The 19,317-nt window shown below is 64.0% G+C and carries 12 protein-coding genes; 1 reads left to right on the top strand and 11 read right to left on the bottom strand.

Annotated elements, in window-relative coordinates; genetic code table 11:
* The 11 genes from EGJ09_RS07330 to EGJ09_RS07280 all read right to left on the bottom strand — a co-directional run.
* The coding region (locus EGJ09_RS07330; RefSeq protein ID WP_256658417.1) for an Ig-like domain-containing protein at positions 1-6,516 on the bottom strand (6,516 nt) is incomplete at its 3' end.
* 133 nt (positions 6,517-6,649) lie between these two features.
* On the bottom strand, positions 6,650-7,237 hold the full coding sequence (locus EGJ09_RS07325) for a phage tail protein (protein ID WP_012312610.1): 588 nt from the start codon (positions 7,235-7,237) through the stop codon (positions 6,650-6,652).
* Positions 7,238-7,292: 55 nt separating this feature from the next.
* A complete protein-coding gene (locus tag EGJ09_RS07320) occupies positions 7,293-7,763 on the bottom strand; it encodes a GNAT family N-acetyltransferase (RefSeq protein ID WP_119688228.1) in 471 nt (156 codons plus the stop codon).
* A 172-nt stretch (positions 7,764-7,935) separates the two neighbouring features.
* Positions 7,936-8,919 carry a sulfotransferase family protein gene (locus EGJ09_RS07315; protein ID WP_125923530.1) on the bottom strand — a complete coding sequence of 328 codons (984 nt, stop codon included), beginning with the start codon at positions 8,917-8,919 and terminating at the stop codon, positions 7,936-7,938.
* Positions 8,907-9,707, bottom strand: a complete 801-nt coding sequence (locus tag EGJ09_RS07310) for an aspartyl/asparaginyl beta-hydroxylase domain-containing protein (RefSeq protein ID WP_125923529.1) — start codon at positions 9,705-9,707, stop codon at positions 8,907-8,909. The genes EGJ09_RS07315 and EGJ09_RS07310 overlap by 13 nt, the downstream gene beginning before the upstream one ends.
* A gap of 25 nt (positions 9,708-9,732) precedes the next feature.
* Positions 9,733-11,826: a biotin/lipoyl-binding protein gene (locus tag EGJ09_RS07305; protein ID WP_125923528.1), complete on the bottom strand. Its 2,094-nt coding sequence runs from the start codon at positions 11,824-11,826 to the stop codon at positions 9,733-9,735.
* Positions 11,826-13,145, bottom strand: a complete 1,320-nt coding sequence (locus tag EGJ09_RS07300) for an efflux RND transporter periplasmic adaptor subunit (RefSeq protein ID WP_125923527.1) — start codon at positions 13,143-13,145, stop codon at positions 11,826-11,828. The genes EGJ09_RS07305 and EGJ09_RS07300 overlap by 1 nt, the downstream gene beginning before the upstream one ends.
* Positions 13,142-13,888 carry an efflux RND transporter periplasmic adaptor subunit gene (locus EGJ09_RS07295; protein WP_231386316.1) on the bottom strand — a complete coding sequence of 249 codons (747 nt, stop codon included), beginning with the start codon at positions 13,886-13,888 and terminating at the stop codon, positions 13,142-13,144. The genes EGJ09_RS07300 and EGJ09_RS07295 overlap by 4 nt, the downstream gene beginning before the upstream one ends.
* A 162-nt stretch (positions 13,889-14,050) precedes the next feature.
* Positions 14,051-15,445: a GABA permease gene (gene gabP, locus EGJ09_RS07290; protein WP_046785159.1), complete on the bottom strand. Its 1,395-nt coding sequence runs from the start codon at positions 15,443-15,445 to the stop codon at positions 14,051-14,053.
* A 362-nt stretch (positions 15,446-15,807) separates the two neighbouring features.
* Positions 15,808-17,151: an MFS transporter gene (locus EGJ09_RS07285; RefSeq protein ID WP_125923526.1), complete on the bottom strand. Its 1,344-nt coding sequence runs from the start codon at positions 17,149-17,151 to the stop codon at positions 15,808-15,810.
* Positions 17,152-17,317: 166 nt separating this feature from the next.
* Complete coding sequence (locus EGJ09_RS07280; protein WP_125923525.1) at positions 17,318-18,268, bottom strand: 2-hydroxyacid dehydrogenase; 951 nt, start codon at positions 18,266-18,268, stop codon at positions 17,318-17,320.
* Positions 18,269-18,368: 100 nt separating this feature from the next.
* Here EGJ09_RS07280 and EGJ09_RS07275 point away from each other — a divergent pair, with 100 nt between their 5' ends.
* Positions 18,369-19,256, top strand: a complete 888-nt coding sequence (locus EGJ09_RS07275; protein ID WP_080952079.1) for a LysR substrate-binding domain-containing protein — start codon at positions 18,369-18,371, stop codon at positions 19,254-19,256.
* The last annotated feature ends 61 nt before the right edge of the window (positions 19,257-19,317 follow it).

The raw sequence follows: 19,317 nt of genomic DNA, 5'->3' as shown, positions 1-19,317 counted from the left end.
GCCGACCACCGCCTCGTTGAAGGTGATGGTCACCAGCGATGTCTCGCCTGCCGCCAGTTGGCTGTCGGCCACCACGATGGTTGCTGTCGGGCGCTGGGTGTCAATGGCGTAGTTGTTCGAATCGGTGGTGCCGACACCGGCGTTGCCGCCCTGGCCGACCACGCCGGTATTGTCCAGGCTGATGAGGTTGGTGGCATCGGTGATATTGCTGGTGGGCGTGAAGGTGGCGGTCCAGGTGATGCCGCCATCGGTACTGGAAACCATGCTCAGGGTGCCGTTATTCACCGTCAGGTCGGCATTGTTGAAGCCGGACACCGCCTCACTGAAGGTAATGGTCACCAGCGACGTCTCACCAAGGCGCAACGCAGTGTCAGCCACCACGATGGTTGCCGTGGGGACAATGGTGTCGACCGAGAAGTTGCCCGACGAGGTGGTGCCGCTGCCAATGTTGCCGGCAAGGTCGGCGATGCCGGTGTTGGCCAGGGTGATGACATTGCTGGTATCGCGCACACCCACGGCCGGGGTGAAGGTGGCTGTCCAGGTGATGCCGCCGTCGGCACTGGAAAGCGCGCTCAAGGTGCCGTTGGCCACCGTCAGGTCGGCATTGCTGAAGCCCGTCACCGCTTCGCTGAAGGTGATGGTCACCTGGCTGGTTTCGCCCACGGTCAGGTTGCTGTCGGCGACCACGATCGTAGCGGTCGGGCGTTGGCTGTCGATGGCGTAGTTGTTCGAGTCGGTGCTACCGGTGCCGGCGTTGCCAGCCGAGTCCATCACGCCGGTATTGTCCAAGGTGATCAGGTTGCTGGTATCGCTGATGCCAGTTGTGGGCGTCAGTGTCGCAGTCCAGGTCACGCCACCGTCAACGCTGGAGAGCGCGCTGAGGGTACCGTTGGCCACGCTCAGGTCGGCATTGCTGAAGCCGACCACCGCCTCGTTGAAGGTGATGGTCACCAGCGATGTCTCGCCTGCCGCCAGTTGGCTGTCGGCCACCACGATGGTTGCTGTCGGGCGCTGGGTGTCGATGGCGTAGTTGTTCGAATCGGTGGTGCCGACACCGGCGTTGCCGCCCTGGCCGACCACGCCGGTATTGTCCAAGCTGATCAGGTTGGAGGCATCGGTGATATTGCCGGTGGGCGTGAAGGTGGCGGTCCAGGTAATGCCGCCATCGCTGCTGCTCACCGCGCTGAGGGTTCCGTTGGCGACGGTCAGGTCGGCATTGCTGAAGCCGGACACCGCCTCACTGAAGGTAATGGTCACCAGCGACGTCTCACCAAGGCGCAACGCAGTGTCGGCCACCACGATGGTTGCTGTGGGGACGATGGTGTCGACCACGTAGTTGCCCGAGGAAGTGGTGCCGCTGCCAGTGTTGCCGGCCAGATCAGCCACCCCTGTGTTGCTCAAGGTGATGACGTTGCTGGCATCCTGCACGTTGCTCGACGGCGTGAAAGTGGCCGTCCAGGTGATGCCGCCGTCGCTGCTGGTCAGCCCGCTCAGGCTGCCGTTCGGCGCCGACAGGTCGGCCAGGGTGAAGCCGGCCACCGCTTCGCTGAAGGTGATGGTCACCAGGCTGGTTTCGCCCACGGTCAGGTTGCTGTCAGCGACCACGATGGTGGCGGTCGGGCGCAGACTGTCGATGGCGTAATTGTTCGAGTCGGTACTACCGGTGCCGGCGTTGCCAGCCGTGTCCATCACGCCGGTATTGTCCAAGGTGATCAGGTTGCTGGTATCGCTGATGCCAACTGTGGGCGTCAGTGTCGCAGTCCAGGTCACGCCGCCGTCACCGCTGGAGAGCGCGCTGAGGGTACCGTTGGCCACGCTCAGGTCGGCATTGCTGAGGCCGACCACCGCCTCGCTGAAGGTGATGGTCACCAGCGACGTCTCGCCAATCGCCAGTTGGCTGTCGGCTACCACGATGGTTGCCGTCGGGCGCTGGGTGTCGATGGCGTAGTTGTTCGAACTGGTGGTGCCGAAGCCCGCGTTGCCACTGCTCTGGCCCACCACACCGCTGTTGTCGAGGGTGATCAGGTTGGAGGCATCGGTGACATTGCTGGTGGGTGTGAAGGTGGCGGTCCAGATGATGCCGCCGTCTGCACTGGCAAGCGCGCTCAGGGTGCCGTTGGCCACTGTCAGGTCAGCAGTGGTGAAGCCGGCCACCGCCTCGCTGAAGGTAATGGTCACCTGACTGGTCTCGCCGATACGCAGGGCCGCATCGCTCATCACGATCGTCGCCGTGGGTTGCAGGGTGTTGACCGTGTAGTTGCTGGAGTCGGTGCTGCCGCTGCCAACGTTGCCGGCAAGGTCGGCGATGCCCGTGTTGGCCAGGGAAATGACGTTGCTGGCGTCCTGCACGTTGATCGACGGCGTGAAGGTGGCCGTCCAGGTGATGCCGCCGTCGCTACTGGTCAGCCCGCTCAGGCTGCCGTTCGGCACCGACAGGTCGGCCAGGGTGAAGCCGGTCACCGCTTCGCTGAAGGTGATGGTCACCGTGGTGCTTTCACCCACGGTCAGCGTCGTGTCGGCCATCACGATGGCCGCAGTTGGCCGCTGGCTGTCGATGGCGTAGTTGTTCGAATCGGTGCTACCGGTGCCGGCGTTGCCAGCCGTGTCCATCACGCCGGTATTGTCCAAGGTGATCAGGTTGCTGGCATCGGTGACATTGCCGGCGGGCGTGAAGGTGGCGGTCCAGTTGATGTTGTCGCTGGTGCTCAGGCCGCTGAGCGTGCCGTTCTGTACCGTGAAGTCGGCCAGGGTCAGGCCGGTGACGGGTTCGTTGAAAACGATGGTGACGGTGCTGGTTTCGCCAATGGCCAGGCTGCTGTCGGCGACCACGATGGTCGCGGTCGGCCGCACGGTGTCAACAGCGTAATTATTGGAGTCGGTGGTGCCGCTACCGCTATTGCCGGCAGCGTCGGCCACGCCGGCGTTATCCAGGGTGATCAGGTTGGTGGCGTCAGTGACAGTGCTGGCGGGCGTGAAGGTGGCGGTCCAGGTAATGCCGCCATCGCTGCTGCTCACCGCGCTGAGGGTTCCATTGGCCACGGTCAGGTCGGCATTGCTGAAGCCGCTCACCGCCTCGCTGAAGGTGATGGTCACCAGGCTGGTTTCGCCAATGCGCAAGGCGGTGTCAGCGACGACGATTGTCGCTACCGGGCGTTGGGTATCGAGGCTGTAGTTGTTCGAGTTGGTAGTGCCGGAGCCGGCGTTGCCAGCACTGTCAGTCACCCCCGTGTTGTCCAGGGTGATGAGGTTGGTCGCATCGGTAATGTTGCTGGTCGGCGTGAACGTCCCGGTCCAGGTGATGCCGCCATCGCTGCTGCCTATCGCGCTCATGGTACCGTTGGCCACGGTCAGGTCGGCATTGCTCAAGCCGCTCACCGCCTCGCTGAACGTGATCGTCACCAGGCTGGTTTCGCCGATGCGCAAGGCATTGTCGGCGACCACGATAGTGGCGGTGGGGCGCTGCGTGTCGATGCTGTAGCTGGGCGACACTGTGGCGCCACTGCCAGCATTGCCCGCCAGGTCAGAGACGCCGGCATTGTTCAGGGTGATCGTCGCACTGGCGACAGTGGTGTTGGCGGAGGGGGTAAAGGTCGCACTCCAAGTGAGGCCACCATCACTGCTGCTCACTGCCGACAACGTACCGCCCATCACCGTGAGGTCAGCATTGCTGAAGCCAGCCACCGCTTCGCTGAAGGTGATGGTCACGTTCGATGTGTCGCCGACTCTCAGTGCGGTGTCACTGAGGCTGATGGTAGCGGTCGGCGGCACCGTCTCGCGGACACTGACCTGCACCGTGGCGGTACTGGAGGTAGCGCCATCGCCGTCGCTGACGGTTACCGAAACTGATCGGCTGGCCTGGCCGATGCCATTGCCGGCATTACCGTTGTCATACGTGATACTGCGCACCAGCGCCTGTACCGACGCGGCCGTGGCATTGGCGTTGAACGTCACCACCAGGCTGGCGCCGCCGGTGCCGCCGGCAACGGTGCCGATGGCCACCCCGCCGTAACTCACCGTATTGCCGCTGAGGCTGATCTGCCCGGCGCCGTTACCCACGCTCAGGATACCCAGGGTATCTTCCCCGGCTACGCCATTGGCGCTGACCGAGGCCGTTAGGTTGCCACCGCCGAAGTCGGCCGAGTCACTGTCGCTGACCGTGGCATTGCCGTTCGCGTCGATCAGTATCGCGCCATTGCCCTGGGTGAATGCCGTGCTGTCGCCGTTGAGGTTGCCGATCACCGGTGCGCTGTTCTGCGCCAGCACGACCACCGAAGCGGTACGCGTAGTACTGCCCATGTCATCGTTGACGCTGACGGTCACGCTGCGCGTGCCAGTGGTATAGGCAACCGCCGCGTTGCCATAGGCCACCGATGCAAGAATCGCCCGGTACTGGGCCAGGGTGGCGACACCGCTCAGGGTCAGCACCGCGCTGCCCGAGCCGCTCACAGTAATGCCGAAGCCGGCGGCCGTGGCGATCTGCGCAGCGGTGAGCGAGAGGGTTTCGTTGGCGCCATCAACCACACCGCTCAACGTCAGGGAGGCACCGCTCACCTGGGTGTCGCCGTCAGTCTGGGTGAGGGAGATGTTCGGCACGATCGCCACTGCGGCGCCGCTGAAGTTGACCGTGCTGTCGTTGCCGCCAGTACTGGTGTCCAGGTCGACCACCGGTGGTGCCGAATACAGTACCTCGTAGGCACCGATATCCACACCGCCACCGCGTGGCCGCTCGAAACCGCGCAGGTCGGTGGCCGGGGCGCCACTGCTGGTGCCCTGGTCGATGGCGTTGCTGGCCGTGGAAGCCAGGCGGTAATCACCCCCGGCAGCATCGACGAAATTGACCGTGGTGCCGATCAGGTTGGTGGTGCTGGTGTAGCTGCTGCCCGTGGCTGCATCGGCGGCAGCACCGTTGACGGTATTGCCGGTGAGGATGGAGTTCTGCACCGTGATCGTGCCGACCTGGCCACTGACCCAGCCAAGGCCGGCGGAGGTGATGCTGCCGCTACCGGTATTGAGGAACACGTTGTTGGCAATGGTGCTGTTGACGATGTTCACCGAGCCGCCCACGTTGCTCAGGACGATCACCGCGCCCCCCGCGATGGTGCCGGTAAAACTGTAGATGCCGGTGTTGTTGTAGATCGCCACGTTTTCCAACACATGGTTATTGGCGCCACCCAGGCGCACCAGCGATGACATCGCGGTGCCTCCGACGATACTGGCGCTGTTGTCATGAATGGTGGTGTTGCGCACCACTACCGTGGAGCCGACACTTAGCGCCGAGTTGATCACCGCACCGGCGTTGTTCTGGAAGTTCGAATCTTCAACGGTGATCGAGCCACCGTTGGCACGGATCGCGCCACCGGTGAGGTTGCCCGAGAAGTCACGGAAATCAAGGTTGCGCACCGTCAGCACGCCGCCGCTGTTGCTCTGCAGCCCCGACGCCTCGGCCGCATCACGTACGCCGTTGTTGTTGACGTCGCCACTGAGGATGATATCGCCTCGGCCGTCGCCATCCACATCACCGTTGATGGTGATGTTGCTGGTGACCAGCAAGGCCGAAGCGGTGGACCAGCGGATGGTCTGGCCACTCAGCGATTGATGGAACACGATGATGTCGCTGCCACTGCCGGCGGCGGAGCCGTTCACCGATGTGTCGGTGTTGGCGGCCTGGATCGCCTCGGCCAGCGAGACAAAGCTATCAACCGCAGTGGACGAGGCATTGGTGTCGGTCACCGTGATGGTCGCCAGCGACGTGTTGAATGCCGTCAGGTCACCACGCTGCACACCAACGCCCGTAGCGACCACGCCGGAGACGGTTTCCAGTTCCCAGTCCTCGCCCGCGCGGTTGCCGGTCGAGTCGGAAGACGCGCCTACATCGGCACCGCTCAGCCGTGCCACCTCATCGACGAACAGCTGACCATCACTTCCCTCGCCGGTGTTGCAGGCGAAAAAGCGGATGTCGCCACCCTCGGCCAGGCTGGCGCCGATGCGCGCCAGGTCGGCCTGATGGCTGGCCAGCTGGTTGGCCCAGATGGCGTTGCCGGCCAGGTACACATAGCCGCTGTCACCGTGGCTGATGATATCGATGGAAGTGACATCGGTACGGCCGTCGAGGTAATCAGCGATCTGCTTGAAACCGTCCTTGCCGTTCTCCAGCACCACCACCTCGACGCCGGCGGGCAGGCCGGCGATGAGCTTTTGATAGTCACTGACGGCGGAATCGACGAACACCACTTCGTGGCGCTCGGCAGCCAGGGTAGCCGGCGCCGTAGCGGGCGCGGCCTGCTGCGCGCTTTCATGGCTCGCGCTGTCCTGGGTACTGGACGTATCGCTGGCGGTAGCGGTGTCCTTGCTGGTGGCCGTGGCAGCGGCTACCTCTGCGGCCTGGGCGCCCTGGTCGGCGACCACGGCCACCGAGGCATCGAACATCATGCGGGGTTCCAAGGCCTGAATCAGGCTCGGCCGGCTCATGGAAACGCTGGGGTTTTGGTTCTTCTTGTTTCGCTTCCAGAATGCCATGCCGACCTCATTCAGCCCTTGGGCTGGTTGATCCTGTAACTGCGCCAGGCAATGGCGCATCCTTGTCGAGAATCCTGACGCACCGCGGGGAGCCGACATGCCCCCCGCGATGAACTGCACTGCTTGCCTTGACTTAGTTACGGCTCGGGAAGATGCCTTCCAGGGCGATGATGAAGTTCATGCCCAGGTAGGGGTTTTGCACAGAAACTGGCAGCGAGGCACCACCCAGGTTGACGCTGGTTTGAGGCACCGTGACGTTGAACGGCTTGAGGCTGGTGTTGGGCACGTCACTGGAATAGATATCCGCCGCCGCCCCTGCCCCCGAACTGTCAAAAGACTTGGCCAGCACGTTGCCAGACGAAGGTGCCGCAGCGTTGGCATCGCCCTCCACCGCCGGTATGGCCACCGAAACGGTCTGAGCAGGGATCACCGCCTGCTGCATCGGCATGTTCGACTGCAACAGCGTGACATCGTTGACACCGCCAGCTTCGCCCTGCACCACATCGGCCAGGCCTGGCCCGGTGCCGAAACCGATTGGCCCGCGACCGCGCAGGTCTGGCAGGGCGAAAGTGGTCTTGCCATCACCGCCATACGTGGTGCCAAGCAGTGCGAACAACGCGTTGTTCTGGGCAATGCTCATCAGCTGACCTTGGCAGAATGCCCAACCGCGAGGCGCAAAGTTGCCTGCGAACATCTTGATCTCACCGAGAAACGGATCCATTTGCTGCTCTCCTATGACTACCTGCAAGGCGGACCTGGTGGCCCGCGAAATGGGTTCAGGAACGATGCATCTTCAGGTACAGACCATTGTCCTCGACAACCGCGAAGCCACTGCGCCGATACAGGCGCACTGCCGGGCTGTGCGAAGTGACGTGCAAACCGGCGCTCAGGCCCTGGCGGTCAGCCTGTGCCAGCCACTGGCGCAGCAGACGAGAGCCGATACCCTGGCCCTGCCAGGCGGGCAAAATTGCCATATCAATGATCTGCAGGTGGCTGTCGGCCCATTGCAGGGAAGCACGGCCGATACGTTCGTTGGCGGTTTCGATGATCAGAAAGCAGGCGTCGGGGTACTGCGCCTGGTAATGCAAGTGCTGGGCACGCCACTGCTGGTCGAGAAAATGCTCGATCGTTGCCTGGTCCCACGCCAGCGCGGCCATTTCGGCGGCCCGGGTGGTACCGTACAAGGCGCGCAGAAACACTTGGTCAGCGTCCACCACGGGACGGAGAAGCACTTCAGAGGTCGACATCGGGTCACGCTTCCCTGCTGTAGTTACCCCATGGTGGGGGAGCACTTCCAAGTGGATTGTCCTACACGATGGCGTAGAGCGTAGTCGATTGACGAGGCAAATCGCCACCACTGTGTCGGGCGATTTACACAGTTTCCTCAAACAGGTGTTCGAAGCCTTTTGGCGCCAGTTTTCAGTCGTTATGCAAGCGTATGAATTCCAAGCACTTATAGGGTTCTAGCGCCCATTTACGCACACCTTCAATTACTTGCTCGCTGGCTTGTGCTCGCTTGCGCTGGCTGTCAGCACTGAAGTTCATGCCCGGTTGCTTGGCATCGAACGCTGCCACTTCACGCAACCTCGGCACATCGTTGGGCATCACCCCGAACACTGGGGCCAGGCGCCCCCAGATGGCCTCAGGCAGTTCACTGTAGTTGACGGCAATGCCGCCGTGTTCCCGGCATAGCTGCAGGCCGGCCTTGAGGATCTCGCCTACCACCCGGCAGGTGTATTGCACCGTGTCCATGCCCTTGCCGCTGCCCAACAAGGTGTCCAGCAGCGAGGCGCCAAGCAGGCCCGGCACCCGGTGCATGCCGGCCTGGCGCAACTGCGAGACAACGATCTCCAGTGGGTCGCGATAGAGGAAGATCCTCGGCACTTCGGGGTACAGTTCGGCCAGTAAGGGCGCTTCGAACACGTTCCAGGCATCAAGCTTGATCACCAACTGGCGCTCATCGCCCTGGCGCCGCTGGCCGTAGGCTGAAAGCAGTGCGCGCACGCCTTCGGCCTGCCAGTCCTTGGCGCCTGGGTCCTGCAGCGATGCCCTCAGCAGGTTGTCCAGGGGTGGCGGCTCACTGAGCACGATGTTGCGCGCCTGGCTGGCCAACAGTTGTGCGATCAGCGTGGAGCCACATCGCGAGGCATGGAACACCAGCACCGAAGGTGCCAGGCCTGGGCTGCGCACTTGCCAGTCCAACAGTGCCTGCAAGTTGGTGTCGCGGCGCAGGGCCTGGTTGAACGGCAGGCGTAAGGCCTGATCGACGTCGTCTCGGAAAAACGGCCTGGTCAGGGGCTGCTGGCCAAACCAGCACCAGTCCAGGCGCCACTCAGCCTTGTCACGCCACAGGCGAATGGGCATCCAGCCGTGAAAACTGCCTGACGCATTCAGATTCGCCATTGATCGCTCCATGCTTGCTTGCCTTGGCGCATGGCACTCAGCACCTCGGCTTCGGAAAACACCAGGCCCATGGTTGCACCGAGGGCAATGGCCGCTGCCACGAATGCCCGTGGATCGTCCAGTGTCTGCAGGCTGGCTGCCAGTGCAGGGGCATGCGCCACTTGCTCACGAAAGCGCTCGAATGCCTGCCCTGCCCGCCCTGGGCTCAATGACGGGGTTCGTGCCCGCCCCTGTTCGATCAACCCGAGCAGCCAGTTGTCGGCCAAGCAGTCGAGCACCAGGTGGATACGCTCACCGGGGCCGGGGTTATGCACCCGATGCGCACGTGACAGGTCAACGAACCAGCACTCGCCAGCCTGCATGGGGACCTGCAGGCCGTCGACGATAAACTCGACGCCCGGTGGGCTCAGCAGTGGCACATGCAGGCGCAGGCAGCCTCCAGGGCGCCCCAGGTCGGGATCGCGGTGCTCGTGAATCCGCGCGCCCTCGCCCAGGCGCAGCAGACGTGCGGCCTGCAGGGACGCGCGAAATGGCGCCAGCGCGGCCTGCCACGCCGTCTCATGGCGCCACCAGTCCTGCCTCACGGGCGCGCCCCGGCCCGGTGCAAGCGGCACAGGAGCATCCTCGGCACTGACCAGCGCCACACCGCTCCAGTCGCCCTCGTGATAACCGCGGTTGAAATGCGCCTGCCAGGCCCCTGCCTCCACCCGTGCCAAAGCCTGCAGCAATGCCGGCAGGTCCATGGCAAGGGGCAGTCGGGAACATAGCGGCAGCGAGACTTCGCTCATGGCTGCTCCTTGCAGTGAATTCGCACTAGAAACCACTCTCACGCACGCCCAAGGCCGCCAACCGGCGCCAGGCAGCGCCCAGCAGCGATTCGCGAGCACCCTCGAGCACCACCACCCCACGCAACGGCTGGGCCACGTCAGCCACATCCGTCAGCGGGCTCAGGCGCACCCCGTACTGCGCCTGCAGCGGCTGGGCCCGCTGTTGGCCATCGCGGCGCACGGCCACCGGGCCATGCCGGTCAGACGCCAGCGCCTGCAGTTCCAGCGCGGCAACCCCGGTAGCATCCACCTGCTCCACGCGCACGGGCAACGCCGCCCGCGCCGGGTCATCGGCAATGAAGCGCCCTTCACTGCCAGCCGCCACGCGCCACAGATCGGCCTCGCCCAAGTAACCACGCAGGCGCACCCCCGGTTCGACGACCCGCCCCAGGGCCTGGCCGGTATTGACCCACTGCCCGGCCTGCAGGTCCCTGGGCATGTCGCGCCAAACTCCCGCCGCCGGCGCGCGCAATTGCAAGCGTTCACGCTGCGCGGCAAGGCCACGGTACTCGGCCACTGCCTCGGCCAGTTGCTGCTCGAGCACCCCGGCATCGCTGGCGGTGGCGCTGCGCCCGGACTGACGGCGTAACAGCAACTGCAGAATTTCTATTTCGCGGCGCACAATCTTCAGGCGCGAATCCAGGTCCGGCGATTCCAGCGCCAGCAGCAACTGCCCCTGAGCGACCGCCTGGCCATCGTGCACCTGCAACTGCTTCACTCGCGCCGCCACAGGTGCATGCAAGGCACTCACCCGCGACGCCTCGAGCATCGCCGGCACCTCCACTGCACTGCGCCAAGGCACGGCCAGCAGCGCCAGCAGCAGCATCAACCCCAGGCCAAGCCCCAGCGCCTTGCGCGGCTGGGCCTGGTCACGGCGCAGCCACCACTGCTGCAGCTCCTTGCATACCGGCAAGCCGATGAACCACAACAGTTCCACCAGCATGAGGAAAATGCCCAGCACCTTGAAGAACAGGTGATACACCGCCAGGGCGATACCAAAGAACAACAGCGCCCGCCAGACCCAGGCGCCATAGCCCCATATCAGCAGGCGCTGGCGCATTACCGGTGGCCACGGCTCGGGCATCGTCTCGCCATAGCCGAACAACGCCTCGCGCAAGCGCCACCGGCACAGGGCAAACGCGCGTTGCTGCAGGTTTTCCACACCTAACAGGTCACTGACCAGAAAGTACCCGTCAAAGCGCATGAACGGGTTGAGGTTGACCAGCAAGGTGGTGATCCACGTGGCACTGGCCAGCATGAACGCCGCGGTGCGCAGCGGCCCATCGGGCAGCAGCGACCAGGCCAGCAGTGCCACCACCGCCAGTACCAGCTCGGCGAATACGCCACCTGCATCTATCAGCAGCCGTGAGCGCCGGTCGCTGACGCGCCAGGCGTCGCTGACATCGGTGTAGAACATCGGCAGCAGCACCATGAACGCCAGCCCCATGCTCTGCACACGACAACCCGCGCGCTTGGCCATGTAGGCATGGCCGAACTCGTGGCAAAGCTTGGCGAAAGCCAGGGCCAGGCCAAAGGCGAGCATGCCGCCGAGGCTGAACAGGTGCGGGAACGTGGCGATGAAGCGCGACCAGTCACGAATCACCAGGAACACGCCAAGCACCAGCAGCACCGGCAGGCCAACGCGCAGCAGCCAGCCACCATGGCGCTCGAGCAGCGGCCAGGTACGGTTGAGAAAGGCATCCGGGCGCCACAGCGGGATGCGGAAGAACAGGTACTGGTGCAATGCTTTGTGCCACAGCCCCTGTTGGCTGGCGGCGGCCTTCACGGCATAGCTCTGGCGCTGCTTGGGATCGTTGGCGCTAAGCAGGTCGTGGTGGCCGAGAAACGCCAGTAGGTCCTCTACCGCCTGAGTATCCAGAGGCAGGCCCGGCTCGGCATTGGCAGCTGCCAGCACCCGTTGCGGCTCACCCAGCGGCCAGTGGCGGAGCAAACGCACCGCTGCCGCGCCAAGCTTGAAATAACGGCCGCGCAACGGGTCGGCCAAGGTCCATTGCGGGGCACCGTCCAACGCCGGTGCCGCTGGCGAGAGCTGCAGGTCCGCACGCAGCGCCGGCAACATTACAAGCCCAGCCCTTGGCGCAGGGCCGCCAAAGGCCGGCGCAGCAGGTAATAGGCCAATGGCGCGCGTTCGCCGTACAGCTTTGCCGTACCGCGCAGGCCGATGCGTGGTGAGGCCTCGACGAAGGTTGCATCCAGCCGGTAGGCAAGCTGCCCGGCGGCGGTGGTTTGCGCCTCGTAGGCAGCACGTTCAAGCTGCGCCACGTGCCGATGCAGTGGGTCGCTGTCAAGGAACAGCGCCACCTCGGCCCCCGGCTGCAGGGCGATGGCATCGCCGACCGGCAATTCCAGGCGCAGTTCGGCGTGCACAGGGTCGGCCAGTTGCATCAGCCGCTCGCCGGTCTGCACCGGTTTGCCAGTCCAGCGCTCGGCATCGGCGAACACCGCGATGCCGTCACGTTCGGCGCGGATTTCGCTGCGCGCCAGCAACTGGTGGGCATAGTCGAGTTCGGCGCGTTTCTGTTCCACGCGTGCGGCCAGCAAGTCCAGGCGCGCGCTGGAGTCGGCATCGGTAAAGGCGCGCTGGGTACTGACCTTGAGTTCGGCCTCTGCCACGCCCAAGGTGCGTGCGGCAACGTCGGCCTGGGCCTTGAGGGCGGTGGCATCGAAGCGCACCAGCAAATCCCCCGCCGCCACACGCTGGTTGGGTTTGACCAGGAACTCGGCCACCACCCCGTCCAGCGGCGCCGCCACCACCCAGCCACCGCGCGGCACCACCTCGGCCGGTGCCAGCACCGACTGGCGCACCGGCAGCAACAGCAACAGCAGCGCGGCCGCCAGCACCGCCAGCAAGCGCCGCCGCGGCCAGCGCAGGCGCCATGGGCGCACCGGGTTCAGCGCCTGCCAGGCATGCGCATAAGTTTCCCCCAACTGCACCAGCAAGGCCTGCTCAGCGGCGTTGAACGCCTGCTCGCGGGCCAGCCACAAGCCGCCGAAGGCCTCACCCTTGCGGTCGTGCAATGGCAACCAGAAGGCTTGCCCTGCCGACAACGCCTGCCAGTCGGCGAGGGTCTGGGCATCCAGCACGCTTGGCTCGACCTCGCCGGCCTGCCCGGCGACACCCGCTGCCTGCAACTTGCCCACGGCACGTTCGACAAAGGCCACGAACGGTGCATTGGCTTCCACCACGCTGATGCCTGTCAACGCCTGCACCTTGCCGGCGATCAGTAACGCGGCATGGCGAAAACCAAACATCGCCTGGCCGTCGTTGACCATGGCATACGCCAGCTGCTCAGTACTGGTGGCCTGGCGCGCCTGGCGCTGCAGCCCCAGAAACAAGGCGAAGGCCCGCTCCGCCGTACCATGGGCAGCGGCGGTCATGGCTGCTGCGCAAAGCTGGCCGTACCGCTCATGCCCGCCAGCAAACCGTGAGCATCTGCGGGCAGTTCGCCGATCAGCAGCAGCGTCTGGCTGCCTTCATCGATTCGCGCGCCCACACGCTTGACCGTGGCGCCCAGCGGCTGACCGGTTTCATCCGGGGTGAACTGAAAGCTTTGCCCAGGCTTGAGCCTGGCCAGCCAGCGCGAAGGCACCAGCAGCTGGATTTCCAGCGAACGATTGTCCACCACCTCCACCAGCGGTGCGCCGTTGGCGACGCTTTCGTGGGGCTGGGCACGGCGTTGTACCACTCGCCCGTCGAACGGGGCGGTGACCACACAGCGCTTGACCTGCACTTGGTAGACCTGGGCTTCGGCCTGGGCCTGGGCTTGCTTGGCCTCAGCCAGCGATACCTCGAACTGCCCCACCGATTTCAATGCGGCCAGTTGACGGTTGTGGTTGAGCTCTTCGCGGCTTGCGCGCACCGCCGCTTGAGCGGCATTGAGCTGGGCCTGGTAGGCCGAGCAGTCGAAGCGCGCCAGGGTGCTGCCCTTCTTGAAAGCCTCGCCATCAGCATAAGGCATCTCGACGATGCGCCCGGCCAGCTCACTGGCCAGCACTGCCTGGTGACGCGCGCGCAACACGCCACGGGCGCTGTGCTCGGCGCCCGTGTTACCGACGCTCGGCGTGTCCAGCAGCGGGTCGCCTGATGCTTCATTGGCCAGCGCCAGTGGCAGGTGCAACATACTCAAGGCCAAAGCCAGTCGAATCCCACGACACATGTTGCACACTCCCTTGCAAGCTAGGAGACCGGAGTGTACGAAAAAAGTGATGGCACGGATACATCACGCCGACCGGTCCATGGTGGCCGAGCAACCCGGCCACCATGGAGGCGTCACAGCCGCCGCTCAACCGAGCGAGCGCACCACCGCCGCCTGTCGTTCATGCCCCCGCGAAGTGACAATCCCAAGGAAGGAAATCACGATCGCCAAGCCCAAGGTCGAACTCACCTCCACCCGGTGCTCGGGCGTATACATCATCACCGCCAGCGCCCCGCCAATGAAAATGATCACCGCCCAGGTCAGCCAAGGGAACAGCCACATGCGGAATTTCAGTTCCGCGTTTTCGCGCTCCAGGCGGCGGCGCATGCGCAGCTGGGAGATGGCGATGACCATGTAAACCAGCAGCGCAATGGCGCCAGAGCTGGCCAGCAGGAACTCGAACACACCCTTGGGTGCGAAGTAGTTGAGGATGGCGATGGCCGCGCCGATCAGGGTGCTGCCGAACACGGCAGCGCGTGGCACGCCGACCTTGGAGGTCTTGTTGAGGAAGGCCGGTGCATCACCGCGCTTGGCCAGTGAGTACATCATCCGCGAAGCGATATAGATCGACGAGTTCATGCAGCTGGTCACCGCCACCAGCACCACAAGGTCGACCATGAAGGCGGCATTGGGGATGTTCATGATTTCCAGCGCACGCTGGTAAGAACCCACCACCGCAAGCTGCGGGTCGTTCCATGGCACGATCGAGATGATCACGAAGATCGACAGGATGTAGAAGGTACTGATACGCCAGATCACCGAGCGCGTGGCCTTGGCGATGTTACGCGACGGGTCGCTGGATTCGGAGGCGGCAATGGTCACCGCTTCGGTGCCGATGAAGCTGAACATCACGGTGATGAATGCACCAATCACGGCAGACCAGCCGTTGGGCGCAAAGCCGCCGTAGGCGCTCATCAACCCGCTCAACCCGCTGACTTCGCGGTTGGGCAACCAGCCCATCAGGGCCGCAAAGCCCAAGCCGATGAAGCAAAGGATTGCCGTGACTTTGAGAATGGCGAACCAGAACTCGAACTCACCGTACTTGGCCACGCTGAACAGGTTGGTGCACGCCAGCAGCAGCACCGAAGCGAGGGCGAAGATCCAGCTGTCCACCTGTGGGAACCAGGCGTTGAGCACATGCCCGGCGGCCAGTGCTTCGATCGGGATCACCAGCACCCAGAACCACCAGTACAGCCAGCCGATGGTGTAGCCGGCCCAGCGGCCGATGGCCTGGTCGGCATAGGTGGAGAACGAACCGGTGTCGGGGTGCGCCACGGCCATTTCGCCGAGCATGCGCATGACCAGCACCACCAGGGTCCCGGCCACGAAGTAAGAAACAATGGTGGCTGGCCCGGCTGCCGCGATGGCGTGCCCGGAGCCGACGAAAAGACCGGCGCCGATGATGCCCGCGATGGACAGCATCGTTACATGACGTGGCTTGAAACCTTGTGCAAGGTTGCCATCAGTTCCCACGGTGTTCATTGATGTTGTTCTCTTTTTGCTGACACAAGGAAGGACGGGCAGGCGTAGGCGAAAATATCTCCTTTGGATTCAATGAGTCGACACCTTGCTGGCGCGCTGTTGTTGATCTTTGGCGCGCGTCACAAAGCAGGGCGTCAGTGCGGTTCGGGGTTCATTTAAGCCGGCTGAGGCTGCAGGAAATTACACGAGAACGCCTCGCAACTGTTCGATCACGACAGCGCTTTTCCATAAACGTCAGATGTCGTGGATGGCATGTCCAGACACGCCTGATGGCCATTTGAGGGTTTTTTTTTCATCTGGGTATGCGTAACAGGTACAAAAAAGCCCCGGTCTCCCGGGGCCTCTGTTGCTCAGGCGTCTGCCTACGCCTGCCCCGTCCGTTCGAAGCGCCGGGCCAGCAACAGATAAGCGAAGATCCCCAGCACGCCATGGGCGGCCACGAACCAAAGTGCGTTGTCGAAGGAGCCGGTGCTGGCCACTACGTAGCCGATTACCAGCGGGGTGACGATGCCGGCAATGTTGCCGATGCCGTTGAACACGCCACCGCACAGGCCGACCATTTTCTTCGGTGCCACATCCGACAGCACCGCCCAACCCACCGCTGCCAGGCCCTTGCCGAAGAATGCCAAGGTCATCAGGGCGATTACCGCCGCATTGCCATCCACGTAATTGGCCAGCACCAAGGTGATGGACAACGCCATGCCGATCACGAACGGCGTCTTGCGCGCCCTGGACGGGTGCACGCCGCGGCGGATCAGCCAGTCGGACACAAAGCCGCCAAGGATGCCGCCGGTAAAGCCGCAGATGGCCGGCAACGCGGCCACCCAGCCGGCCTCCATGATGGTCATGCCACGGCCCTTGATCAGGTAGATCGGGAACCAGGTGATGAAGAAATAGGTGAGCGCGGTAATGCAGTACTGCCCCAGGTAGACCGCCCACAGGTTGCGGCTGGTGAACAGCTGTGCAAGCTCCGCGCGGGTCGGTTTGCTCTTGGCCGTCTTGCGCTCTTTTTCCAGGTCGACCAGCGCTCCGCCTTCACGCATGTAGTCGAACTCTTCACGGCTCAACCCTGGTGCGCTGTGCGGCTCATGGTAAAGGCGGAACCACACCACGCTCAGCAGCAGGCCGAGCACGCCCATCCAGATGAATACCTGCTCCCAGCTCATCGTGTGGGTCATCCACGCCATCAGCGGCGCGAACACCACCACTGCCATGTACTGCGCCGAGTTGAACAGCGCCGATGCGGTACCGCGCTCGCGGGTGGGGAACCAGCAACTGACGATGCGCGAGTTGGCCGGGAATGCCGGTGACTCCACCAGGCCGAGCATGAAACGCATGGAGAACAACGCCACCGCAGCCGACACACCGGCCAGGCCCTGCCAGCCCACTGTGCCTTGCAGCAGGGTGAACAGCGACCAGAGAATCAGGCTGATGCCATATACGCGGCGTGCACCGAAGCGGTCCAGCAACCAGCCGCCTGGCACCTGGCCAAGGGCATAGGCCCAGGCGAAGGCAGAGAAGATCATGCCGAGCATGACCGGGTCCAGGCCAAGGTCTTTGAGTACCTCGGTGCCAGTGATCGACAGGGTGGCGCGGTCGGCATAGTTGATGACCGTGATGACAAAGATCAGCGCCAGGACAAGGAAGCGATGGCGGCCGATTGCGGCGACGGCCTGCGGTGCGGCGACGGCGGATTTGCTGTTCATGTGTACCCTCTTGCTTCTCGATGGAAGCGATTGTTCTTGTGCAGAGAAGGTGTGGCCTTGTGGTGTCGCTAGTGGCCCTATCGCCGGCAAGCCGGCGCCTACAGGTACATCACCGGGCTGCAAAGCAGTGGGCTCCCAGTGGAAGCCGGCTTGCCGGCGATAGGGGCTACGCGCAGTTCGGTGGCACCTCGCCGCGGAAACAGGCAGCGAGGTTGTCCAGCACCATTTGCCCCATTTCCAGGCGGGTCTGCAGGGTGGCGCTGCCTCGGTGCGGCTGCAGGCTGACCTGGTTGAGGTCACACAAAGCCGGTGGCACATGGGGTTCATCGACGAACACATCCAGCCCCGCACCGGCAATGCGCCGTTCGCGCAAGGCCTCGACCAGTGCGCCTTCATCCACCAACTTGCCGCGCGCCACGTTGATCAGGTAGCCCTGCGGGCCCAGCGCGTCGAGCACTTCGGCGCTCACCAGCACCTTGCCGCCATCAGCCGAGGCCGCTACCACCAGCACATCCACCGCACGCGCCAGTTCGACCAGGTCAGCGACGAAGCGGTAGCCACAGCCGTGCTGTTCGCGCCGGCCGTTGTAGGCAATGTGCATGTCGAAGGCGGCAGCGCGGCGGGCGATGGCCTTGCCGACTTGCCCAAGGCCGACGATGCCCAGCGCACTACCACTGACCTTGCGCGCCAACGGCAGGTTGACCGTGCCCCACAAGCCGTCACGCACCAGGCGTTCACCTTCGCCCAGGCGGCGCAGTGTGTTGATGATCAACCCCATGGCCATATCGGCCACGTCATCGGTGAGCACCCCCGGGGTCGTGGTGACATGTATGCCGCGCTTCGCCGCGTGGTGCAGGTCGACAGCGTCGGTGCCGATGCCACTGATGGCGATGATCTGTAGCGCTGGCAGTTGATCCATCAGCGCATTGGCCAAGCCTTTGGCGCCACCGGTGACCACCCCACGAATACGAGGGCCGACCTCATCGAGCAGTTGTTGAGGATTGTCATGTCGATACAGCCGATGCACCTGGTAGGCACTGACCAGTTGCGCATCGATGGCATCCGGTACCGGCTGGGTCAGCAGCAGCTCGACGGCTGCGGTGTTGTCGTTGTTCATCGTTGATATCCGGCAACTTCAAAGGTGTGACTCGATGCTAGGCCGGCATGCGATACAGGTCTAATATAGATGGTGGATCGAATAATTCAGGAATTGAATCATGGAGCTGCACCAGCTGCGCTGCTTCGTAGCGGTTGCCGAGGAGCTGCATTTCGGCCGTGCCGCCAGCCGCCTGCACATGACCCAGCCGCCGTTGAGCCGGCAGATCCAGCTGTTGGAGCATTCGCTGGGGGTGCTGCTGCTCGAGCGCAACAACCGCCAGGCGCGGCTCACGCTCGCCGGGCAGAGCTTTCTGGAAGATGCCCGGCGCATACTGCAGATTGCCGAATCGGCCAGCCAGTCGGCCCGGCGCATTGCCCATGGCGAGGCTGGCCGACTGACGCTGGGCTTCACAGCGGTCGGGGCCTACAGCATGATCCCGCGCCTGCTGGTGCACGCCGCCAAGACAGTGCCCGACATCGAACTGGTGCTCAGCGAGCGCATCTCCGCAACCCAGGTGCATGACCTGGAGGCTGGGCTGATCGATGTCGGTCTGGTGCGCCAGGTACTGCCCAGCGCGCGCGTGGAGTACCTGCCGATCCACCGCGAGCCCTTCGTCGCTGCCCTGCCCGCCGGCCATGCACTGGCAGCGCGCGAGCGGCTCAAGCCGACCGATTTCGATCAGCAGCCGTTCGTGATGTACAGCGCCAACGAGGGGCGCTACTTCCATGACCGCATCGCCAATCTGTTTGCCCGCCACGAGGTGCAGCCGCGTTATCTGCACCAACTGGGGCAGACGCATTCGATTCTGGGGTTGGTCAATGTCGGGCTGGGCTGTGCGGTGGTGCCGGCATCGGCGCAGGCGCTGCGGCTGGAGCAGGTGGTGTTCAAGCCAATGGTGGGGACGGACCAGCAGGCGGAGATCTTTCTGGCGTATTGCCGGGATAATCCGAACCCAGTGCTGGGCGCGTTTGTGGCGATGGCTCGGGCATTTTTTGAGGCGGGGTGAGGGGGCTGCTGCGCAGCCCAATCGCCGGCAAGCCGGCTCCCACTGGTTTGCGCTGAGCTTG

Source organism: Pseudomonas sp. p106 (assembly GCF_003936645.1).
GTDB classification, from domain to species: domain Bacteria; phylum Pseudomonadota; class Gammaproteobacteria; order Pseudomonadales; family Pseudomonadaceae; genus Aquipseudomonas; species Aquipseudomonas putida_E.
Note: the sequence above shows the minus strand (reverse complement) of the source record. Positions and strands in the feature narration are given on the sequence as shown.

What these genes read in the sequence shown, in the direction of transcription:
- EGJ09_RS07325 (WP_012312610.1), bottom strand. Translation starts at nt 7,237, where the DNA reads ATGGATCCGTTTCTCGGTGAGATCAAGATGTTCGCAGGCAACTTTGCG.
- EGJ09_RS07320 (WP_119688228.1), bottom strand. Translation starts at nt 7,763, where the DNA reads ATGTCGACCTCTGAAGTGCTTCTCCGTCCCGTGGTGGACGCTGACCAA.
- EGJ09_RS07315 (WP_125923530.1), bottom strand. Translation starts at nt 8,919, where the DNA reads ATGGCGAATCTGAATGCGTCAGGCAGTTTTCACGGCTGGATGCCCATT.
- EGJ09_RS07310 (WP_125923529.1), bottom strand. Translation starts at nt 9,707, where the DNA reads ATGAGCGAAGTCTCGCTGCCGCTATGTTCCCGACTGCCCCTTGCCATG.
- EGJ09_RS07305 (WP_125923528.1), bottom strand. Translation starts at nt 11,826, where the DNA reads ATGTTGCCGGCGCTGCGTGCGGACCTGCAGCTCTCGCCAGCGGCACCG.
- EGJ09_RS07300 (WP_125923527.1), bottom strand. Translation starts at nt 13,145, where the DNA reads ATGACCGCCGCTGCCCATGGTACGGCGGAGCGGGCCTTCGCCTTGTTT.
- EGJ09_RS07295 (WP_231386316.1), bottom strand. Translation starts at nt 13,888, where the DNA reads ATGTTGCACCTGCCACTGGCGCTGGCCAATGAAGCATCAGGCGACCCG.
- gabP (WP_046785159.1), bottom strand. Translation starts at nt 15,445, where the DNA reads ATGAACACCGTGGGAACTGATGGCAACCTTGCACAAGGTTTCAAGCCA.
- EGJ09_RS07285 (WP_125923526.1), bottom strand. Translation starts at nt 17,151, where the DNA reads ATGAACAGCAAATCCGCCGTCGCCGCACCGCAGGCCGTCGCCGCAATC.
- EGJ09_RS07280 (WP_125923525.1), bottom strand. Translation starts at nt 18,268, where the DNA reads ATGAACAACGACAACACCGCAGCCGTCGAGCTGCTGCTGACCCAGCCG.
- EGJ09_RS07275 (WP_080952079.1), top strand. Translation starts at nt 18,369, where the DNA reads ATGGAGCTGCACCAGCTGCGCTGCTTCGTAGCGGTTGCCGAGGAGCTG.